Origin of the sequence: Stenotrophomonas sp. YAU14D1_LEIMI4_1, from assembly GCF_003086815.1 — a bacterium.
GTDB lineage: Bacteria > Pseudomonadota > Gammaproteobacteria > Xanthomonadales > Xanthomonadaceae > Stenotrophomonas.
Genome location: NZ_CP025997.1, coordinates 3,091,425 through 3,110,773, shown reverse-complemented (window position 1 = coordinate 3,110,773; position 19,349 = coordinate 3,091,425). Strand labels below are relative to the sequence as shown.

The window sequence follows — 19,349 nt, the reverse complement described above, 5'->3', positions numbered from 1 at the left end:
CATCTACCAGAGCGCGCGCCGGGCCGCTATTTCCCGATCCAGCCATCCAGCAGATCGGCGAACTCATCGGCGTGTTCTTCTTCCTGCGCCAGGATCTCTTCCAGGATGCGCTTGGTGGTGGTGTCGCGGTCGCCGACGAAGTTGATCATCTCGCGGTAACTGTCGATCGCGATGCGCTCGGCCACCAGGTTTTCCCGCACCATGTCGCGCAGGTCGCTGCCTTCCTTGTACTCGGCGTGCGAGCGCGCCGAGAACGTGTCCGGGTTGAGGTCGGGTTCACCGCCCAGCTGCACGATGCGTTCGGCCAGCTTGCCGGCATGGGCCTGTTCCTGCTGGGCGTGCTCCAGGAATTCGGCCTTCACCGCATCGGCCAGCATGCCTTTGGCCATGAAGTAGTGGCGGTAATAACGCAGCACGCACACGTACTCGGTGGCCAGTGCATCGTTGAGCAGCTTGATGACCGCCTTGCGGTCGGCGCTGTAGCTGTCGGTGATGGCACCGTCTTCGATGTTGCGGCGGGCCCGCTCGCGCAGCGCCTTGCGGTCGCTGATGGCGGTGACGGTGGCGCTGGGCTTGCTGGTCTTGGCTGGCTTGGTGGACATGGCTGGCCGTTTCCTCTGGTGTGGGGTTAAGTGGGCAGGTGCTCCAGCACGTACTGCGCCGAAGAGACTTCAAACTGACCGGGTTCCTCGATCCACAGCGCCTGCACCACGCCGTCGTCGGCGTACAGGGCGAAGCGGCGCGCGCGTATGCCCATGCCCGAGGCGCTGGCATCCAGCTCCAGGCCCAGCGCACGGGTCAGCGCCGCATTGCCGTCGGACAGCATCAGCAGGCCGTCGGGCACGCGCTGGTCGGCCGCCCAGGCCTTCATCACGAACGGATCGTTGACGGCCAGGCAGTAGACCTCGATGCCGCGCTGGCGGAACGCATCGAACGCTTCCACGTAGCCGGGCAGGTGGCGGGCCGAACAGGTGGGGGTGAATGCACCGGGCACGGCGAACAGCACGACCTTGCGGCCGTCGAACAGGGCGTGGGTATCGAGGGTCTCGACGCCTTCGCGGATGCGCTTGAGGGTGACTTCCGGAATACGGTCGCCGACGTGGATGGTCATGGGAACTCCTTGCGGGGGCAGGCTAGAAGGGTGGGTGGGATGAACGCGTCAAGACATTGGAAACCCGGCGTGCACGCCCCATCTTGGAACGTTGCGGCGGGGGCCGCCAGCTTCAGCCTGCCGCACCGGCAGGGTGGCTGCATTGCGCAGGATCAGTCGGCCTCACCAGGGCCGCACGGTGCGCGGCGTAGCATCGCCGGCGCGTAGAATGAACCCGGGGCGGCGCCACCGGCGCGGCCGAAGCAGATCGAGGTAGCTGGATGGAATTCAAGGATTACTACGCCACCCTGGGGGTGGAGCCGAGCGCGGGCGATGCGGAGATCAAGACCGCCTATCGCCGCCTGGCACGCAAGTACCACCCGGACGTCAGCAAGGAGGCCGGGGCGGAAGACAAGTTCAAGGCGGTGAACGAGGCCTACGAGGCGCTGCGCGACCCCGAGAAGCGCGCGGCCTATGACCAGCTGCGTGCGCAGGGCTACCGGCCCGGCGAGGAATTCAACGTGCCGCCCAACTACGGCGGCGGCGGTTTCAACTTCGAGGAAGTGTTCGGCGGCGGCGGTGGTGCCGGCGGTGGCTTCAGCGATTTCTTCGAAAGCCTGTTCGCACGCCAGCGCGGCGGCCAGGGGCCGGGCGCCGGTCCGGGCTTCAGCAGCCAGGGCCACGCCCCCAACCGCGATACCCGGGCCAAGCTGTCGGTACCGCTGGAAGCGGCCTACAAGGGTGACAGCCTGCGCATCACGGTCAACGGCAGGCAGCTGGACGTGCGCGTGCCCAAAGGTATCCGGCCGGGGCAGGTGATCCGCCTGGCCGGGCAGGGCAACCACGGCGGGAACCTGTTGCTGGAAGTGGAATATGCCGCGCACCCGCAGTTCGAGGTGGACGGGCGCAACATCCTCTACACCCTGCAGGTGACGCCCTGGCAGGCGGCGTTGGGGACCAGCATCAGCGTGCCCACCCTGGGCGGTAGCGTGGAGCTGAAGATCCCGGCCGATTCCGATGCCGGCCGCAAGCTGCGCCTGCGCGGTCGCGGGTTGCCGGGCAACCCCGACGGCGACCAGATCGTGGAGCTGGAGATCGTGGCCCCGGCCGCGACCGACGATGCGCAGAAGAAGGCCTATCGCAACCTGGCCAAGGCGTTCGGCGAAACGATCTGAGATCGCCCTGGCGCCATGAAATGTAGAGTCGAGCCATGCTCGACTGCTGCAACCAAGAGCAGTCGAGCATGGCTCGACTCTACAGAAACGGGTTCAGCCCTGGCCGGCGAACACCCGCTCCAGCACTTCGGACAGCTCGTCTTCCGAGAACGGCTTGGTGATGTAGGCCTTGGCGCCCTGGCGCATGCCCCACATGCGGTCGGTATCCTGGTCCTTGGTGGTGACCAGGATCACCGGAATGTGCCGGGTGGCCTCGTCGCGGGCCAGCGTGCGGGTGGCCTGGAAGCCATTGAGGTTGGGCATCACAACGTCCATCAGCACCAGGTCAGGCAGCTCGGCCTTGGCGGTTTCCACGCCGGCCGCGCCATCGGTGGCGGTCAGGATCTGGTGCCCGAGCTTCTCGACGATGCGCTGTATCCCCAACAGCTGCGACGGTGAATCGTCGACGATCAGAATGCGTGCCATGTTGTTCCCCATGTGTTGCCCGCAGTGTAGTGCGGGCAACGTGATGGCGGGAGGGCCGCGCCCTGCCGTCCGTCGCCTGCCTGCAACGCTCAGTCGATCCGCACCACCGTGCGCCCCAGCGAGCCGCCGGCCAGCATGCGTTCGAACACACCGGGCAGTTCGTCCAGGCCCACTTCAGCGGTGCAGATGCGGTCCAGGTGCTGCGGCTTCCACGAGCCGCCCAGCTTGGCCCATACCGCTTCGCGCAGATCGCGCGGGGCGCTGGCCGAGGACACCCCCAGCAGCGACACGCCGCGCAGGATGTACGGCATGACCGTCATCTCCAACGCCGGGCTGGCGGCCAGGCCGGCGCTGACCACGCTGCCGTAGGGCACGGTCTGCGCCAGCAGGCTGGCCAGCATCGGGCCGCCGGCATTGTCCAGGCCGCCGCCGAACCGGGCCGACTGCAGCGGGGCGGTATCGGCCAAGGCCTCGCGCGGCAGCACCTCGGCCGCACCAATGTCGCGCAGGAACCCGGCCTGTTCGGGCTTGCCGCTGATGGCATGCACGCTGTAGCCGGCGCGGCTGAAGATGTCCACGGCCAGCGCGCCCACCCCGCCACTGGCGCCGGTGACTGCCAGCGGACCGTGCCCAGGGGTCTGCCGGTTGTCCTGCAGGCGCAACAGCGCCAGCGCGGCGGTGAAGCCGGCGGTGCCCAGCACCATGGCCTCGCGCGGGGTCAGGCCGCTGGGCTGGGCGATCACCGCGCTCGATTCCAGGCGCACGTACTGGCTGTAGCCGCCGTCGCGGGTCTCGCTCAGGCCGCAGCCGGTGGCCAGCACCGCATCGCCCTCGCGCCAGGCCGGGTCGCTGGAAGCCACCACGGTGCCGGCCACGTCGATGCCCCCCACCAGCGGGAAGCGCCGCAGGATCCGGCCCTTGCCGGTGCCGGCCAGGGCGTCCTTGTAGTTCACCGATGACCAGTGGGCGCGGATCAGCACCTGGCCGGGGTTGAGGTCGTCCACGCCCAGCCGGGTCAGGCCGCTGCGGTAGCCGGCACTGTCGTTTTCGATCCGGAAGGCGGTGAACGGAGGGGTGGGGGCCATCGGCGTTGCCTGACTTCGAGGAAAACACAACCTTACCGCGTCAGCACCCTTTCAATCCTGCCGGTCCGCCCCATCTTGTATGATCGGAGATGGTTCACGGCTGGCGTTGCGGGAAGGGCCCGCGTCGCAGCCCATATCTTGATGGAGCGTGCATGGCCTGGAATACACCCGGCGGCAACAAGGGCGGACAAGGCCCCGAGGACAATCGACGTGGGCCGTTCCGGTCGCGCGGCGGTGGTAATGGCGGTGGCTGGGGCGGTCTGCCCGGGCCGCTGAAGGATCTGTTCGACGGGGGCATCCTGCGTTGGGTGGCGGCGGCCGTGGTGCTGCTGGTGCTGTTCTCCAGCTTTCAGCTGATCGGCGAACAGCAGCGCGGCGTGGTGCTGCGCTTTGGCCAGTTCTCGCGCATCCTGACCCCTGGCCCGAACTTCAAGCTGCCGTGGCCGATCGAGTCGGTCACCAAGGTCAACGCCACCGAGATCAAGACCTTCTCGATCCAGGTGCCGGTGCTGACCCGCGACGAGAACATCGTCAATGTCTCGTTGAACGTGCAGTACCGCATCGACGACCCGCAGCAGTACCTGTTCGGCACGGTCGATGCCAACCAGGTGCTGGAGCAGTCGGCGCAGAGCGCGGTGCGTGAGGAAGTCGGCCGTGCCGACCTCAATGCCGTGCTGAACAACCGTGGTCCGCTGGCCGTGGCCGCCGAAGAACGCCTGCAGGCGCTGCTGAAGGCGTTCAAGACCGGCCTGACCGTGACCGGCCTGACCCTGCAGGACGCCCGTCCGCCGGAAGAGGTCAAGCCGGCCTTCGACGAGGTCAACGGCGCCCAGCAGGTCAAGGAACGCCTGATCAACGAAGCGCAGGCCTACGCCGCCAAGGTGGTGCCCGAAGCGCGTGGCCAGGCCTCGCGTGCCCGTACCACCGCCGAAGGCTACAAGCAGGCCGTGGTGTCCAAGGCCGAGGGTGATGCGCAGCGCTTCAGCCTGTTGCAGGCCCAGTACAAGAACGCCCCGGAAGTCACCCGCAAGCGCCTGTGGCTGGAAACCGTGCAGCAGGTGCTGAGTGAGAACCGCAAGGTGATCGGTGGCGATGGCCGCCAGCTGATCTACGTGCCGATGACCGGCGATACCCGCCCCAGCGCCTCGGCGCCGGCCCCGGTGGTGAACCCGGAGGTGGTGATGCCGTCGCTGCCGGGCGCCACGGCGGTGGAAGCTTCCCGTGACCCGGGCCGGCCGGTCGGCCGCCCGACCGGGCGACCCAGTGGCCGTGAGGAGGGCAGCCGATGAGAAGTTCGATGTGGATTGCGGTCGCCGTAGCGGCCCTGCTGGGCCTGCTGGGCTCGGTCTATGTGGTGCGTGAAGACCAGACGGCGATGGTGCTGAACCTGGGCAAGGTGGTCCGTTCGGACATCAAGCCGGGCCTGCACTTCAAACTGCCGGTGGTGGAGACGGTGCGTGTGTTCGATCGCCGCTTCCAGGTGCTGGACACCGCCCCGGCACGTTACTTCACCGCCGAACAGAAGGACGTCAGCGTCGACTTCTTCGCCATCGGCTACATCTCCAACGTGGGCGACTACTTCCGAGCCACCGGTGGCGACCCGCGCGTGGCCAATGCCCGCCTGGCGCCGATCATCACCGATTCGCTGCGCAACCAGATCAACTCGCGCACCCTGCAGCAGCTGGTCTCCGGCGACCGCAGCGAACTGATTGCCGAACAGCTCAAGGGCATCAACGAAGCGGTGGCCGGGCTGGGCATGCAGATGATCGACCTGCGCATCAAGCAGGTGGACCTGCCGACCGACAGCCAGGTGATCAACGACGTGTACGAGCGCATGCGCGCCCAGCGCAAGCAGGAAGCGGCCAAGCTGCGCGCCGAGGGCGAAGAGCAGTCGCTGACCATCCGCGCCCAGGCTGACCGCGACAGCACCGTGCTGATCGCCGAGGCCGAGCGTGATGCCCAGCGCCTGCGCGGTGAAGGCGATGCCGATGCCGCACGCATCTACGGCCAGGCCGGCGCTGCCGACCCGTCGTTCTATGCGTTCTACCGCAGCCTGGAGGCCTACCGTGGCTCCATGACCGACGGCAACGGCGTGATCGTGCTGGACAAGAACGACCCGTTCCTGCAGTACCTGAAGAACGACCGCTGAGTTTCACGCATCACCCACGGGGCCCGGCCAACAGCCGGGCCCCGTGCTTTTTCCGGAGTACCCCCATGAAAGACCTGTTCGCCGCCCTCTGCCTGGTGGCCGTGCTGGAAGGGCTGCTGCTGTTCGCCGCGCCGCTGGCCTGGAAGCGCATGGCCGAGCGCCTGCTGGACCTGCCCAGCCCGGCCCTGCGCAGCTTCGGCGGGCTGGTGCTGCTGGCCGGCCTGAGCCTGCTGTGGTGGGCCCGGCACTAGTGGCGGCGGGCCGGGGTCAGAGCCCTTTCCTGCGGAAAGGGATCCGACCCCTTCCGGGCGACCCCACCCAGGCGCCTGAGCGGCCGGTGAAGCCGTCCGTCGGAAGGGTGGCAGCGGACCCCGGAAACCCGGATAATGCACAAAAGCCGGACGGGCCTCCCCGTTCGGCTTTTTCCGTGTTTGGGCCATCCATCGCCGGCCGCTCCCCGTTTGGAGCCGCCACCCACGCGCTGGCCAGCCCCGCCACGGGTCAACCGTCCGCGGCCCCGATGGCCGCAACAAAATCGAGGAGCCCGTCATGGGTCAGTCTGTCGTAGTGTTGGGTGCCCAGTGGGGCGATGAAGGCAAGGGCAAGATCGTCGATCTGCTCACTGAGGAAATCGGCGCCGTCGTGCGCTTCCAGGGCGGCCACAATGCCGGCCACACGCTGGTCATCAACGGCAAGAAGACCGTCCTGCACCTGATCCCGTCGGGCATCCTGCGTGACGATGCGCTGTGCCTGATCGGCAACGGCGTGGTGATCTCGCCGGCCGCACTGCAGAAGGAAATCGCCGAGCTGGAAACCTCCGGCGTGGAAGTGCGTTCGCGCCTGAAGATCTCCCCGGCCGCGCCGCTGATCATGCCGTACCACATCGCCCTGGACCAGGCGCGCGAGCGCGCTGCCGGTGGCAAGGCGATCGGCACCACCGGTCGCGGCATCGGCCCGGCCTACGAAGACAAGGTGGCGCGTCGCGGCATCCGCATCGCCGACCTGCATTACCCCAAGCAGCTGGAAGAACTGCTGCGCACCGCGCTGGATTACCACAACTTCGTGCTGACCAAGTACCTGGGCACCGAAGCGGTCGATTTCCAGAAGACCTACGACGAAGCGCTGGCCTTCGGCGAATACGTGCAGCCGATGAAGTCCGACGTGGCCGGCATCCTGCACGACCTGCGCAAGCAGGGTAAGCGCGTGCTGTTCGAAGGCGCGCAGGGCGCCCTGCTGGACATCGACCACGGCACCTACCCGTACGTCACCAGCTCCAACACCACCGTCGGTGGCGCGCTGGCCGGTACCGGCGTGGGCGCCGATTCGATCGACTACGTGCTGGGCATCGCCAAGGCCTACGCCACCCGCGTCGGCGGCGGCCCGTTCCCGACCGAGCTGGACGATGAAATCGGCCAGGGCATCCGTGACCGCGGCGCCGAATACGGTGCCTCCACCGGTCGCCCGCGTCGCTGCGGCTGGATGGACATCGTCGCGCTGAAGCGCGCCGTGGCCATCAACGGCATCAGCGGCCTGTGCATCACCAAGCTGGACGTGCTGGACGGCATGGAAAAGCTGAAGGTCTGCATTGCCTACGAATACAACGGCAAGCGCACCGAGTACGCGCCGCTGGACGCGCAGGGCTGGGAAGACTGCACCCCGGTGTACCTGGAGTTCCCGGGCTGGAGCGAGAACACCCACGGCATCACCAACTGGGACGACCTGCCGCCGGCCGCACGCGCCTACCTGCGTTCGCTGGAAGAGCTGGCCGGCTGCCCGATCAGCATCGTCTCCACCGGCCCGGACCGCGACCACACCATGGTGCTGCAGGACCCGTTCGCCTGAGCGATTGACCGGTAGCGCCGGGCCATGCCCGGCGTCGTTGCAAGGAGAAGCCCCGCGCAAGCGGGGCTTTTTCGTTACTGTGTGGGCCATGCCTGCAGGGAAGTAGTGCAATGACTAGGACAACGGTGAAGGGCGAGACGGTCGCGCGGATCACCCTGTGGGTGTTGTGGAGCCTGTGGGGGCTGGCCTGCGTTGTGCTGCTGCTGGGCGCGGTCGCCAACCATCTCGCGTCGCGCACGCAGACGCTGCCGCTGCGGTTGCAGCCGGGCGCGTCTGCACAGGTGACGGTCTACCGCTTCATTGATGATCGCCTGCGGCTGCGCCTGCGCTATCTGCCCGAGGCAGCGGATCCGGCGCTGGACCCCACGGTGCGGTTCAGCGTGGAAACCCCCACACAGCAGGCGCAGTTCCGCACCAGCGTACGTGCCGGCCCTCCGACCACGGACGTCGTGCGCCGGCTGGAAACCATCGCGGGCGGGGGACTGTTTGACGCGTACTTCGGTTACGGCCGCGGCGATGCGCTGCCGCGCGGCCGTTCCTGGTTGCGGGTGACCGTGCTGGATGTCGAGCCGGCGCTGGCTGGACGTGCGGCTTCGGTGGAGTTGTTGCCGCCAATGGACGTGCTGAAGCTGACCGATCTGGACTACGTCTGGTTGTGGCCGTTCTTCTTCTGGCAGCCGCTGGCCTTGGTCCTGCTGATCGTCGGCGCCGGGCTGGCGATCGCCAGCATCGCCCTGCGCCGCTGGCGCCGACGCGTACCCGCCCGGTAGCGCCAGGCCATGCGTGGCGAGGGCACTTGCTAAATGCCCAATATGGGCACAATAATGCCCAATATGGGTACACCTGCCGCCACTGCTTCTTCATCAGGCCCCATCGGCCTGGCCGACGCGCTGTTCACCCAGACCCAGCAACGGGTGCTGGCCCTGCTGTTCGGGCAGGACCGCAGCGATTTCAGCATTTCCGAACTGATCAGCGGCAGTGGCGCCGGCTCGGGCGCCGTGCAGCGCGAAGTGGCCAAGCTGGTGGCCAGCGGTCTGGTTAACCAACGCAAGGTGGGCAACCAGAAGCGCTACCGGGCCAACGCGCAGTCGCCCATCTACGCTGAACTGGTGTCGCTGGTGCACAAGACCGTGGGCCTGGCCGGTCCGCTGCGCGATGCATTGCAGCCGCTGCAGAGCCAGATCACCTGTGCATTCGTGTACGGATCGGTGGCCAAGCGCAGCGACACCGCACACAGCGACATCGATCTGCTGCTGGTGTCCAATACCTTGGGCTATGCTGACCTGATGGCCACGCTGGACCCGCTGGAGGAACGCCTGGGGCGTCCCGTGAATCCGACGCTGTACACGCACGACGAACTGAGCGAGCGCCTGCGCAAGGGCAATGCCTTCCTGCAGCGGGTGCTGGAACAACCCAAGCTGTGGGTGATTGGAGGAAAGGATGACCTCGCCTTTGCAGAATCTGGTCGGGCCGGGTAAGCCGCTTTCGCTGGAACCGCCGGACGCGCGCGAGATCGAGGGACTGCAGCGTTCCGGCCTGGCGCGGTTGCGCGATGCACGCAATGGCACGCTTTCGCTGGAAAGCCGCTTCGACCTGGCCTACAACGCGGCCCACGCGCTGAGCCTGGCGGCACTGCGCGGGCAGGGCTACCGGCCCAGCAACCGCTACATCGTGTTCCAGTCACTGAAGCACACCTTGGGCGTGGGCCCGGAGGTCTGGCGCGTGCTGGACAAGTGCCACCAGCAGCGCAACCTGGCCGAGTACGAGGGCGAGCTGGATGTCAGCGGTCGTCTGGTGGAAGACCTGATTGCCGCGTGCGAGGCGGTGCGGGTTGCTTCTGGGCTCTAGAACAGCGGGCTTTATAACAACGGGTACGGGTTGATCGATTCACCCTTCCACCACTGCTTCTCCGGCCCCAGCACATGCACCTCGAAATGCAGGTGCGGGGCATCGGCGCTGGCATTGCCGGTGCTGCCCACATAACCGATCACATCGCCGCGCTTGACCGCCTGCTTTTCCGCCAGGCCGTCGGCGTAGCGCTGCAGGTGCGCGTAGTAGTAGCACCATTGCCCGCTGGGTTCGAACTGGTAGACGGTCAGGCCACCGCGCTCGCTGTCGAACAGCTTCTCCACCGTACCGTCGGCCACCGCCAGTACCGGCGTGCCGGCCGGCGCCATGATGTCGATGGCATCGTGCACGCGGCCTTCGCTGCGCGCATCGGTGAAGGTGTCGCGCAGTTGCGCGCGCTGCACGCCCTGCACCGGTAGCAGCAGGCCGATCGGTTGCGCAGCGGCGGCGGCAGCGGTTGGCGCCACGGTGGGCGCGGGCGTCGGCGCAGTGGCCGGCGCAGGCGCAGCCAACGCCGCTGGCGCGGCCTGCGCCGTGGCCTGCGTTGGCGCTGGTACGAAAGCACGCGCAGGCTCGGCATCACGCCGCAGCCACCATCCCAACCCCAGGCCGAGCACCACTCCCAGCACGATCAGCTGCGAAAGCCGCATGGCATCACTCCTGCATCACCACCGGCACCGATTCGTCCACCGCATCGGCCACGCGCAGCGCATCCCAGTTGGTCATGCGCACGCAACCATGCGATTCGGTCTTGCCCACGTGTCCGGGTTCGGGGGTGCCGTGCAGGCCGTAGTGCGGCTTGGACAGGTCGATCCAGACCCGGCCAACCGGATTGTTCGGGCCCGGCGGCAGCGTCGCCTTCTTGTCGCCCTTGCGGGCATCCCAGAACAGCTTCGGGTTGTAGTGGAACGGCGGGTCGCGGAACACGCCGAGGATCTTCCACTCGCCGATCGGCAGTGGATCGTGCTCGCTGCCCGAAGACACCGGCACCTGCGCGATCACCTTGCCCTGCGCATCCAGCAGCTGCAGGGTGGAATCGGATTTGTCGATCAGCACCTTGGCCGCTTTCGCCAGCGGCGCCGGGGCGATGTTGGGTACCTGGATGCGATTGCCGGCCTTGCCCAGGTCCACGCCGGGGTTCAGCGCTTTCAGCAGCTCGGGCGAGGCGTGGAAGCGCTCGCCCAGCGCTTCTTCCACGCTGGCATAGCCCAGGGCTTTCAGCTTGGCTTGCGCAGCAGGTGTCTTCGGTACCGGCTGGAACGGCCCGGCCACGTCTTCTTCCGTCAGCGTGTAGCTGGCCAACGGCGCGGTGGCATCGGCCTGCAGCGCCTTCCAGGTGGCATCGTCCAGTTCACCGGTCACTGTCAGCCCGTGCGCGGCCTGGAAGCCCGACACCGCGCGGCGCTGGTTGCTGCCCACTTCGCCATCGATCTGGCCGGGCGAAAAATTGGCGCGGTCCAGCAGTACCTGCGCGTGCAGCGGCGAGCGCAATGCGGTGTCCGGGCCGGCCTGTTCGGCAATGGGCGCGGGCAGACCGGCGGGTGGCGCCTGCGCGAACACAGGGCTGGCCAACAACGAGAGCGCAAGGACGGCTACACGGGGTGAAAGCATGGAAAACTCCGGCGTGGTACGCATCCACCATGCCTGTGCCCCGCGGCCAGCCTGCGTGAACGCGCCGCCTTGGGTCTGTGAAGCGGGACGGTCACGGCGTGTCTGCCTTCTCGACCGCAGGCCGCGCAATCCGTTGCAGCTGCAGTACGCCGAACGCCACTTCGGCCGCGGTGAACAGCAGCACGATGCTGCTGGCCCCGTGCACCACCGCGTACACCTGCCAGACAGCAAACAAGCCGCGGGCGACGGCATCCAGGCGTCCCATCAGCACGCTGGGCGCCCACCAGCGCGCCAGTGACCACACCACCACGACCGATCCCAGCAGGTTGGCCAGCAGCATGTGCAGCGGGTCCAGCGCCGGCACTGTGCCGGGCAGCGACCAGGCGGCGGCCAGTGCGTCCATGGCCGTGTGCACGGCGGAAAAGCCCCAGGGCAGGGCGAAGGGCAGGGTGACCAGCAGGTCGTAGGCGGCGCTGGCACGGACGATACGCAGATAGGAGGGGAGCTGCATGGAGCACTCGTTCGCTGGAAGAGCGCCCACTGTCAGGCCTGAAGTAAACTTCAAGGTCAAGCTTTGTTGGAGCATCCATGCGCATCGGCGAATTGGCCCAGGCCTGCGGGCTGTCCCGCGAAGCACTGCGCTTCTACGAGAAGCAGGGCCTGATCGGCGCCCGCCGGCTGGGCAACGGCTACCGCGACTACCCGCCGGAAACGGCCATGCTGGTGCACTACATCCGCACCGCACAGCAACTGGGCTTCACCCTGGCCGAGATCGGCCAGCGCTTGCCCACCCTGTGGCAGCAGGAGGACGCCGGCGCACTGCTGGCCATCGCCCTGCAGCAGAAGCTGGCCGACATCGATGCGCGCATCCATGCCTTGAGTGCGCTGCGCGATGACCTGGCCGGCCGCCTGGCCAGTGCCTGCCCGCTGCAGCCCAGCGCTGGCTGATGACAACCGGCCGCACAACGTGAACGGCACCGGAAGCGTTCACACTGCGTGCGTCAAGGCGGCGTGAGGGCAGGCCGATATGGTCGGACCCCCCCACGTCTTTGGATGCATCGATGAACTACTTGAGGAACGTCAGGGTTGCCTGGCGTCTTGGCCTTGGCTTTGGCCTGCTGTTGTTGCTGGTCGCGGCCGTGGTCGCCACCGGTGCCACCGCCACTGCCGTGCAGAAGCACGCCATGCAGCAGGTGGTGGACGTGAGCGTGGCCAAGGTGCGGCTGCTGTCGGAAATGCTGGACGCCAACAACCAGATGATGGTCGTGCGCCGCGAGATGCTGATCCGCCAGGGCGATGCCCGCGAGGCCGACGAGCAGCGCATTGCCGACCTGGTCAAGCGCTACGAAACCAGCTGGACCCGCTACCAGGCGCTGCCCGGTGATGCCGACGGCAAGGCGATTGGCGAGGCCATCGCGGCCAAGCGCGCCATCGCACGGCCCCTCAACAAGCAGACCAGCGAGCTGATGTCGCAGGGCGATTTCCCCGGCGCGGTGGCCCTGACCCTGGGCCCGGTGCAGGAAGCAGCCAATGGCTGGAACCAGGCCCTGGCCGATGGCGTGGCCTACGAGGAAAAGGAAAGCCGCGACGCGGCCGCCGAAGCCATCCGCCTGGGCGAGCGCAGCCTGCTGCAGCTGCTGGTGCTGGGCGGCGTTGCGCTGCTGGTCGGCATTGCGGCTTCGGTGATGATCGGCCGCAGCATGACCGCGCCGCTGGCGCGTGCCGTGCAGTTGGCCCAGCGCCTGTCCAAGGGCGAACTGGACCAGGAATTCCGCCTGGGCGGCCGCGATGAACTGACCCAGCTGGGCGAGGCCATGGCCAGCGTGCGGCAGAGCGTGCAGGCCGCCATCGGCGCGCAGCTGCAGATGGCCGAGCAGCATGAGGCTGGCGCGATCCGTTACCGCATGGATGCCAGCGCCTTCCCCGGCGACTTCGGCCGCATGGTGCAGGCCACCAACACGCTGGTGGAATCGCACGTGCAGGTGGAACTGCTGATGGCCGAAGTCATGCAGCGCTACGCAATTGGCGATCTCAGCCGTGATCTGCCGCAGTACCCGGGCGAGAAGGGCGAGTTTACCCGCACCCTGGCTGCGGTGAAGCAGAGCCTGATGGCCATCAGTGCGCAGATCGACGGCCTGGCCCGTGCAGCGGGCGCCGGCGATTTCAGCGTGCGTGGCGATGCCGCTGCGTTCCAGTTCCAGTACCAGGCCATGGTCGAGCATCTGAACGCGATGATGGCCAGCTCGCAGTCCAGCATTTCCGATGTCTCCGACGTGCTGCAGGCCATTGCCCAGGGCGACCTGACCGCGCGCATGGAGGGCCAGTACCAGGGCGTGTTCGCGCGCATGCGCGACGATGCCAACACCACCACCGCGCAGCTGACCGGCATCGTGCGCGGCATCCAGGATGCGGCCGGCAGCATCAACAACGCGGCGCAGGAACTGGCCGCCGGCAACAGTGACCTGTCGCGCCGTACCGAACAGCAGGCGGCCAATCTGGAAGAAGCCGCGGCTTCGATGGAAGAGCTGACCTCGACCGTGCGGCAGAATGCCGAGCTGGCCCGCCAGGCCGACAGCGAAGCCCATGCGGCCGGTGCCGCGGTGCGTGCGACCGAACAGGCCATGGCGCAGATGGCGACGGTGATGGGTGAGATCGACCAGTCCTCGGCGCGCATCTCGGAAATCTCCGCCACCATCGACGGCATCGCGTTCCAGACCAACATCCTGGCGCTGAATGCCGCCGTGGAAGCGGCGCGTGCCGGCGAGCAGGGGCGCGGCTTTGCCGTGGTGGCCAGTGAAGTGCGTACCCTGGCCCAGCGCGCCGGCGTTGCGGCCAAGGAGATCAAGGAATTGATCGACGATTCGGCGGCCAAGGTGCGCAGCGGCCTGGATGTGACGGTGGAATCGCAGGCCGCCATCGCGCGCCTGGCCCAGGCCAGTGCACGTACCAACCAGTTGATGAGCGATATTGCCGCGGCCAGCAAGGAACAGGCCGCCGGCATCGAGCAGGTCAACCAGGTGGTGGTGCAGATGGACCAGGTGACCCAGCAGAACGCTGCACTGGTGGAAGAAGCCACCGCGGCCAGCCGCGCGCTGGAAGAACAGGCCGAAGCGCTGGCCACGTCGGTCGCGGTGTTCCAGCTGGAGCAGGGCGGTGCAGCCCGCGCTGCGGTGGCGCGCGCGGCCTGACCGGCCGCCCCCCGGTAGAGTCGAGCTTGCTCGACTGCCTTTGCACGGAGATCAGGAGCAGTCGAGCAAGCTCGACTCTACTTGGGCTCCGGCGGTCAGGAACGTAGAGTCGAGCTTGCTCGACTGCCTTGGTACGTAGATCAAGCGCAGTCGAGCGAGCTCGACTCTACCGCCCGGCGCGGTTTTCGGCGATGCTCGGGGGCAAAGGGGGATCGCGCATGGACAGCAGGGAACCGGAACCGGCCTATGGCGATGTGCCGCGGCTGCAGGATATCGAGGTCGTAGCCGTTGCCGCGCGCGAGCCACCGACCGACTGGTCGATGCTGCCGCTGACCCGTGGCGACGATGATTCCCTGGTGATGCGGGCCCTGCGGCGCATGCGCCGCGAACCGGCGCTGCTGTTCACCGTGGCCTATCTGCTGGTGTCACTGCCGGGCCTGTGGTGCAGTTTCTGGTTCTACCAGGGCTTTGAACTGTCGATCCTGGATTACATGCAGCCCAGCGACTTCCTCGTAGCCGGCATGCGCGACCCGGTGTACGTGCTGTTGTTGCTGCTGGGCGTGTTGCTGGTGTTGCTGGTCAGCTGGCCCGACACTCTGCGCGCGCGCAACGCGGCCAAGCTGCAGACGCTGCGCCAGCGCAGCATGCTGTGGCGGGTGGTGCTGTCGCGCTCGGTGCTGACCAGTTGGGATGGGCTGCGGCTGCGCGCACTCACCGCGATGACCCTGGCCGTGGCAGCGTTCATGGCCGTCGGCGCAGCGAACTATGTGATGGTGCGCGGCGAGCAGATCCGCAACCACGGGCGCGGCGAAGTCGTGCAGCTGCAGCTCAATGGCGATGCAGCACCGTTGCCGGGCACCGCGCGTCTGCTCGGTTCCAGCAGCGCCTTCCTGTTCGTCTGGTGGCCACAGCAGCGGCGTGCCGAAGCGATTCCGATCGCCGCCGTGCGCAAGCTGCAGGCGCTGCCGGTTGCAGTGCGCACGCCGGTGCCGGCCGCACCCGCGCCGGGGGCGCCACGTTGACCGGCCCGGTGTCGCCCTGCCTGGTGATGTTGCCGGGGCTTGATGGCACCGGCCACCTGTCGGTCGCGTTCCTGGCCGCCGTACGCGCGCACGGTGTGCCCACCCGCGCGCTGGCCCTGCCCAGCAACGGCCCGCAGGACTACGCCAGCCTGCTGCAGCTGCTGCGCCCGCAGCTGCCCAGCCAGCCGTTCGTGCTGCTGGGTGAATCCTTCGCCGGCCCGCTGGCCATGCAGTTGGCGGCCGAGGCGCCGCCCGCGCTGCGCGGACTGGCACTGTGCACCACCTTCGCGCGCCGGCCGTTGCCGGTCCCGGCGGCAGGTGCGGCGTTGCTCGCACCCGCCTGGCCACTGCCGGCGTGGCCGATGCCACCGTTGCTGCTGCTGTCGCGGCTCTTGCTGGGGCGCTGGCGCAGCCGGCAGACCGTGCGTGAGCTGCGCTTGGCGCTTGCCCAGGTGCCAGCAGCGACGCTGCGCCAGCGTGCTGCCGCTACCCTGCGCGTGGATGCGCGGCAGGCGCTGCCGCGCATCGCGGTGCCCACGTTGTGCCTGCAGGCCCGCCAGGACCGCCTGCTGTGGCCGCCCAGCGTGGCCGAACTGCAGGCGCTGCTGCCGGACGCCCGGCATGTCACCCTGGAAGGGCCGCACCTGCTGCTGCAGGCGCGCACCGACGCGGCCGCCACCGTGGTGTCCAGCTGGGTGAAGGCCCTGCCGGGCTGACGCGCCGTTCGCTAGCGGTGGTCCTTGCGCCCACTTCCACTGCGCTTGCCACCGCCGTCCTGCTTGTTCACGGTGGCCCAGGCAATGCGCTCGGCCGTGCTCTTGCTGGCGCCACGCTCGCGTTCGCTTTCTTCGATGTGCGCGGCCTGGCGCTTCTGCTTGTCGGTGTACGCGGATTTGTCACCCTGGGACATGTCGTTTCTCCGGGAAAGAAGATTCAGGCCAGCAGGCGCAGCTTGGGTTCGCGCGCCCATTGGCGGGTTGCCGCGGCAGCCAGGAAACCCTTGGCGTCCTCGGCCTCGACGATGCCGGCGTCATTGCCCACGCGCGCGGCCTTCAACAGCGCCTGGCCGCCCGCATCGCTGGCGATCGCCTTCAGATGGGCCCAGGCGTGGCTGACGAACTCCACGGCGGCCGCTTCCTTGACCAGTGCCTTGGCGGCATCTGCGCTGAGCACCACCGCCACCGCATCGAACAGCACCGACGGCGTACCGGCCAACTGGCCGTCGGCGGCCTGCACCTTGCCATCGCTCAGGCGTGCGCCGCCCACCTTCGGCGCGACCAGCTTCACTTCGGCGCCGGCCTTCTGTGCGGCCTTGCGCAGGCTGGCGATCAACCCCGCATCCGAGCCTTCGTCGAACAGGATGCCGATGCAGCGCCCCTGCAGCGTGTCCTTGGTACGGCCGATGATGCGTACTTCCGGAACGGTGGGCATGTCGCGTGCCGGCGTTGCGGTCGGCGCAGGTTCGGGCAGGTCTGCCAGCGCCAGTCCGTCGGCCACGCGCTTGGCCAGCGACTCATCGATGTTGCGCAGATGGCTGACCGTGCGCACGCGCACCTTCAGCGTTTCCACCTTCGACAATTCGAACACCAGGGACGAGGCGAGGTGTGCCTGCTCGGGTTTTTCCAGGCTGCGGAAGAACGCCCGCGCCTGGCTGTAGTGGTCGGCGAAGCTTTCCGCACGGGTGCGCCCCTTGCGTCCGTCGTCGGCCATGGCGTGGCTGCGGAAACCGGCCTGCGTCTCGCGCGGGCTGTCGTCTTCCAGCGAACTGGGGTCATACGCCACGCGCCCCTTCGGCACCTGCATCTGCATATGCCCATCGCGCTGGTGGTTGGCGAAGGGGCACTTGGGCGCATTGACCGGAATCTGATGGAAGTTGGGCCCACCCAGGCGGATCAACTGCGTGTCCAGGTATGAGAACAGCCGGCCCTGCAGCAACGGGTCGTTGCTGAAGTCGATGCCCGGCGGCACGTTGGCCGGGCAGAACGCCACCTGTTCGGTTTCGGCGAAGAAGTTGTCCGGCCAGCGGTCCAGCACCATCCTGCCGATCACCTGCAGCGGCACCAGCGATTCGGGAATGATCTTGGTCGGGTCCAGGTGGTCGAACGGGAACGCTTCGGCCTCTTCTTCGCTGAACAGCTGCACGGCCAGTTCCCATTCGGGGAAGTCGCCGCGCTGGATGGCCTCGAACAGATCGCGTCGATGGAAATCATTGTCGGCGGCCTGCAGCTTCACCGCTTCGTCCCAGACCGTGGACTGGATGCCCAGTTTCGGCCGCCAGTGGAACTTGACGAAGGTGGAATCGCCGGCGTCGTTCAACAGGCGGAAGCTGTGCACGCCGAAGCCTTCGATCATGCGCAGCGACCGCGGAATGGCGCGATCGCTCATTGCCCACATGATCATGTGCATCGATTCGGGCATCAGCGAAATGAAATCCCAGAACGTATCGTGCGCGCTGCCGGCCTGAGGGTAGCCACGGTCCGGCTCCATCTTCACCGCGTGCACCAGGTCGGGGAATTTCATCGCGTCCTGGATGAAGAACACCGGGATGTTGTTGCCGACCAGGTCCCAGTTGCCTTCCGGCGTGTAGAACTTCACCGCGAAGCCGCGCACATCGCGTGGGGTATCGACTGAGCCGGCACCGCCGGCCACGGTGGAGAATCGGGTGAACACCGGCGTCTTGGTACCCACCTCGGTGAGCACGCGGGCGCGGGTGTACTTGCCCAGCGACGTGGTCAACTGGAAATAGCCATGGGCCGCAGTGCCGCGCGCATGCACGATGCGTTCGGGAATGCGCTCATGGTCGAAGTGGGTGATCTTCTCGCGGAGGATGAAATCCTCCAGCAGGGTGGGGCCGCGCGGCCCCTGGCGCAGCGAATTCTGGTTCTCAGCCACCGGGATACCCTGGGCGGTGGTCATGGCCGGGTGCGTGCCACCGGCCAGCAGGTGTAGTTCATCACCCTCACCGCGCGGCGGGTTCTGGGTTTTCTGCGACGGGGCGGTTGCGCGCTTGCCGGTGGGCTTGCTGGCGGCCATCAGGGTGTCTCCGGGGTACGAGGGGGCAGGGCATGACAGTCGCGCCCGGTCCGTTAACCCACGGTCCGCCGCGGGTGAACGTACGGGCAAAAGCCGGCTCGGGTATGCTTGCCGCATGCGAGTCGAGCCCACCGACATCGAAGCCCTGTTCGACGCCATTCCGGACGTGCTGTTCTTCATGAAGGACCGGCAGGGGCGTTATACCCACGTCAACCAGACCATGCTGCGGCGGCTGGGGCTACGTGCGCGCAAGGACGTGATCGGGCGCACTGCCGCCGAGATCTATCCCACCGGCCTGAGCGCCGACTACGTGGACCAGGACGCGCGCGTGCTGGGCGGTGAAGTGATCGAGAACCTGATGGAGCTGCACCTGTTCGCCAACCGCGAGCCGGGCTGGTGCCTGACCTGCAAGCGGCCGCTGCTGGTGGAGGGGCAGATCCAGGGGCTGATCGGCATCTCCCGCGACCTGGGGCAGAAGGACAGCCTGGGCGCGCAGTACGAACAGCTGCGGCTGGCGCTGGCCCATCTGAACGCCCATTACGCCGAAAACGTGCGCATGCAGACCCTGCTGGACATCACCGGCTTCTCGCTGTCCAAGCTCGAGCGCAGCTTCCGCAAGGTGTTCCAGATGACCCCGCAGCAGGTGCTGACCCGCCTGCGCATCCAGATGGCCATGCACCTGCTGCACGGCCAGGACAGCATCGCCTGCATCGGCCAGGCCTGTGGGTTCAGCGACCAGAGCGCGTTCACCCGCAAATTCAAGGCCGAAACCGGTTTTTCGCCGCGCGCCTACCGGGCCCGCATCGGCGAACCGCTGCCGGCCTGAGCGCCCTGCTGCACT

Annotated in this window: 22 protein-coding genes; 13 read left to right on the top strand and 9 right to left on the bottom strand. The window is 67.6% G+C overall.

Annotation, left to right across the window (positions count from 1 at the left end):
• Nucleotides 1-26: 26 nt before the first annotated feature.
• Both C1932_RS14565 and C1932_RS14560 read right to left on the bottom strand, forming a co-directional pair.
• Nucleotides 27-602, bottom strand: coding sequence for a ferritin-like domain-containing protein (locus C1932_RS14565; protein WP_108753837.1), 576 nt, complete (start codon nucleotides 600-602; stop codon nucleotides 27-29).
• 26 nt (nucleotides 603-628) lie between these two features.
• Nucleotides 629-1,111 carry a peroxiredoxin gene (locus C1932_RS14560; protein ID WP_108762642.1) on the bottom strand — a complete coding sequence of 161 codons (483 nt, stop codon included), beginning with the start codon at nucleotides 1,109-1,111 and terminating at the stop codon, nucleotides 629-631.
• A gap of 260 nt (nucleotides 1,112-1,371) precedes the next feature.
• Here C1932_RS14560 and C1932_RS14555 point away from each other — a divergent pair, with 260 nt between their 5' ends.
• Nucleotides 1,372-2,265, top strand: a complete 894-nt coding sequence (locus tag C1932_RS14555) for a DnaJ C-terminal domain-containing protein (protein WP_108756896.1) — start codon at nucleotides 1,372-1,374, stop codon at nucleotides 2,263-2,265.
• 93 nt (nucleotides 2,266-2,358) lie between these two features.
• On the opposite strand, the gene pilH is transcribed toward C1932_RS14555, so the two are convergent.
• Both pilH and C1932_RS14545 read right to left on the bottom strand, forming a co-directional pair.
• Nucleotides 2,359-2,730, bottom strand: coding sequence for a twitching motility response regulator PilH (gene pilH, locus C1932_RS14550; RefSeq protein ID WP_005410644.1), 372 nt, complete (start codon nucleotides 2,728-2,730; stop codon nucleotides 2,359-2,361).
• Between the two features lie 89 nt (nucleotides 2,731-2,819).
• Nucleotides 2,820-3,815, bottom strand: a complete 996-nt coding sequence (locus C1932_RS14545; RefSeq protein WP_108762641.1) for a YhdH/YhfP family quinone oxidoreductase — start codon at nucleotides 3,813-3,815, stop codon at nucleotides 2,820-2,822.
• Between the two features lie 152 nt (nucleotides 3,816-3,967).
• On the opposite strand from C1932_RS14545, the gene hflK reads away from it, so the two are divergent.
• The 7 genes from hflK (at nucleotide 3,968) to C1932_RS14510 (ending at nucleotide 9,654) form a co-directional block, all read left to right on the top strand.
• A complete protein-coding gene (gene hflK, locus C1932_RS14540) occupies nucleotides 3,968-5,104 on the top strand; it encodes an FtsH protease activity modulator HflK (RefSeq protein ID WP_108753833.1) in 1,137 nt (378 codons plus the stop codon).
• Nucleotides 5,101-5,964, top strand: coding sequence for a protease modulator HflC (locus C1932_RS14535; RefSeq protein ID WP_108750747.1), 864 nt, complete (start codon nucleotides 5,101-5,103; stop codon nucleotides 5,962-5,964). Before hflK ends, C1932_RS14535 begins: the two co-directional genes overlap by 4 nt.
• Nucleotides 5,965-6,029: 65 nt before the next feature.
• Nucleotides 6,030-6,215 (top strand): DUF2065 family protein, encoded by a 186-nt coding sequence (locus C1932_RS14530; RefSeq protein WP_108750746.1) that lies wholly within the window; start codon nucleotides 6,030-6,032, stop codon nucleotides 6,213-6,215.
• Nucleotides 6,216-6,513: 298 nt separating this feature from the next.
• Entirely contained in the window at nucleotides 6,514-7,806 is a 1,293-nt protein-coding gene (locus tag C1932_RS14525) for an adenylosuccinate synthase (protein ID WP_108753832.1), read from the top strand.
• Nucleotides 7,807-7,931: 125 nt separating this feature from the next.
• Nucleotides 7,932-8,576, top strand: a complete 645-nt coding sequence (locus C1932_RS14520) for a hypothetical protein (RefSeq protein ID WP_108762640.1) — start codon at nucleotides 7,932-7,934, stop codon at nucleotides 8,574-8,576.
• A 63-nt stretch (nucleotides 8,577-8,639) separates the two neighbouring features.
• The gene (locus tag C1932_RS14515) at nucleotides 8,640-9,284 is read left to right on the top strand and encodes a transcriptional regulator (protein WP_234412157.1); all 645 of its coding nucleotides are present in this window, start codon (nucleotides 8,640-8,642) and stop codon (nucleotides 9,282-9,284) included.
• Nucleotides 9,247-9,654, top strand: a complete 408-nt coding sequence (locus C1932_RS14510) for a hypothetical protein (protein ID WP_108753829.1) — start codon at nucleotides 9,247-9,249, stop codon at nucleotides 9,652-9,654. The genes C1932_RS14515 and C1932_RS14510 overlap by 38 nt, the downstream gene beginning before the upstream one ends.
• Before the next feature lie 11 nt (nucleotides 9,655-9,665).
• Here the strand turns inward: C1932_RS14510 and C1932_RS14505 are convergent, their stop codons facing one another.
• From C1932_RS14505 to C1932_RS14495, 3 genes are all read right to left on the bottom strand, one after another.
• On the bottom strand, nucleotides 9,666-10,304 hold the full coding sequence (locus C1932_RS14505; protein WP_108762638.1) for a M23 family metallopeptidase: 639 nt from the start codon (nucleotides 10,302-10,304) through the stop codon (nucleotides 9,666-9,668).
• Nucleotides 10,305-10,308: 4 nt separating this feature from the next.
• The gene (locus C1932_RS14500; protein WP_108763460.1) at nucleotides 10,309-11,265 is read right to left on the bottom strand and encodes a L,D-transpeptidase; all 957 of its coding nucleotides are present in this window, start codon (nucleotides 11,263-11,265) and stop codon (nucleotides 10,309-10,311) included.
• 91 nt (nucleotides 11,266-11,356) lie between these two features.
• On the bottom strand, nucleotides 11,357-11,776 hold the full coding sequence (locus tag C1932_RS14495) for a hypothetical protein (protein WP_108762637.1): 420 nt from the start codon (nucleotides 11,774-11,776) through the stop codon (nucleotides 11,357-11,359).
• 77 nt (nucleotides 11,777-11,853) lie between these two features.
• Between C1932_RS14495 and C1932_RS14490 the strand changes: the two genes are divergently transcribed.
• The 4 genes from C1932_RS14490 to C1932_RS14475 all read left to right on the top strand — a co-directional run bounded on the left by C1932_RS14490 (nucleotide 11,854) and on the right by C1932_RS14475 (nucleotide 16,191).
• Complete coding sequence (locus C1932_RS14490; RefSeq protein ID WP_108762636.1) at nucleotides 11,854-12,213, top strand: MerR family transcriptional regulator; 360 nt, start codon at nucleotides 11,854-11,856, stop codon at nucleotides 12,211-12,213.
• A gap of 113 nt (nucleotides 12,214-12,326) precedes the next feature.
• On the top strand, nucleotides 12,327-14,453 hold the full coding sequence (locus tag C1932_RS14485) for a methyl-accepting chemotaxis protein (RefSeq protein ID WP_108762635.1): 2,127 nt from the start codon (nucleotides 12,327-12,329) through the stop codon (nucleotides 14,451-14,453).
• Nucleotides 14,454-14,671: 218 nt separating this feature from the next.
• The gene (locus tag C1932_RS14480; RefSeq protein WP_108762634.1) at nucleotides 14,672-15,475 is read left to right on the top strand and encodes a hypothetical protein; all 804 of its coding nucleotides are present in this window, start codon (nucleotides 14,672-14,674) and stop codon (nucleotides 15,473-15,475) included.
• A 26-nt stretch (nucleotides 15,476-15,501) separates the two neighbouring features.
• The gene (locus tag C1932_RS14475) at nucleotides 15,502-16,191 is read left to right on the top strand and encodes an alpha/beta hydrolase (protein ID WP_108763459.1); all 690 of its coding nucleotides are present in this window, start codon (nucleotides 15,502-15,504) and stop codon (nucleotides 16,189-16,191) included.
• A gap of 11 nt (nucleotides 16,192-16,202) precedes the next feature.
• On the opposite strand, the gene C1932_RS14470 is transcribed toward C1932_RS14475, so the two are convergent.
• On the bottom strand, nucleotides 16,203-16,385 hold the full coding sequence (locus C1932_RS14470) for a hypothetical protein (protein WP_108753823.1): 183 nt from the start codon (nucleotides 16,383-16,385) through the stop codon (nucleotides 16,203-16,205).
• A gap of 23 nt (nucleotides 16,386-16,408) precedes the next feature.
• On the bottom strand, nucleotides 16,409-18,391 hold the full coding sequence (locus C1932_RS14465; protein ID WP_234412391.1) for a catalase: 1,983 nt from the start codon (nucleotides 18,389-18,391) through the stop codon (nucleotides 16,409-16,411).
• Between the two features lie 232 nt (nucleotides 18,392-18,623).
• Here C1932_RS14465 and C1932_RS14460 point away from each other — a divergent pair, with 232 nt between their 5' ends.
• Nucleotides 18,624-19,334 carry an AraC family transcriptional regulator gene (locus C1932_RS14460; protein WP_108753821.1) on the top strand — a complete coding sequence of 237 codons (711 nt, stop codon included), beginning with the start codon at nucleotides 18,624-18,626 and terminating at the stop codon, nucleotides 19,332-19,334.
• Nucleotides 19,335-19,349: the final 15 nt, after the last annotated feature.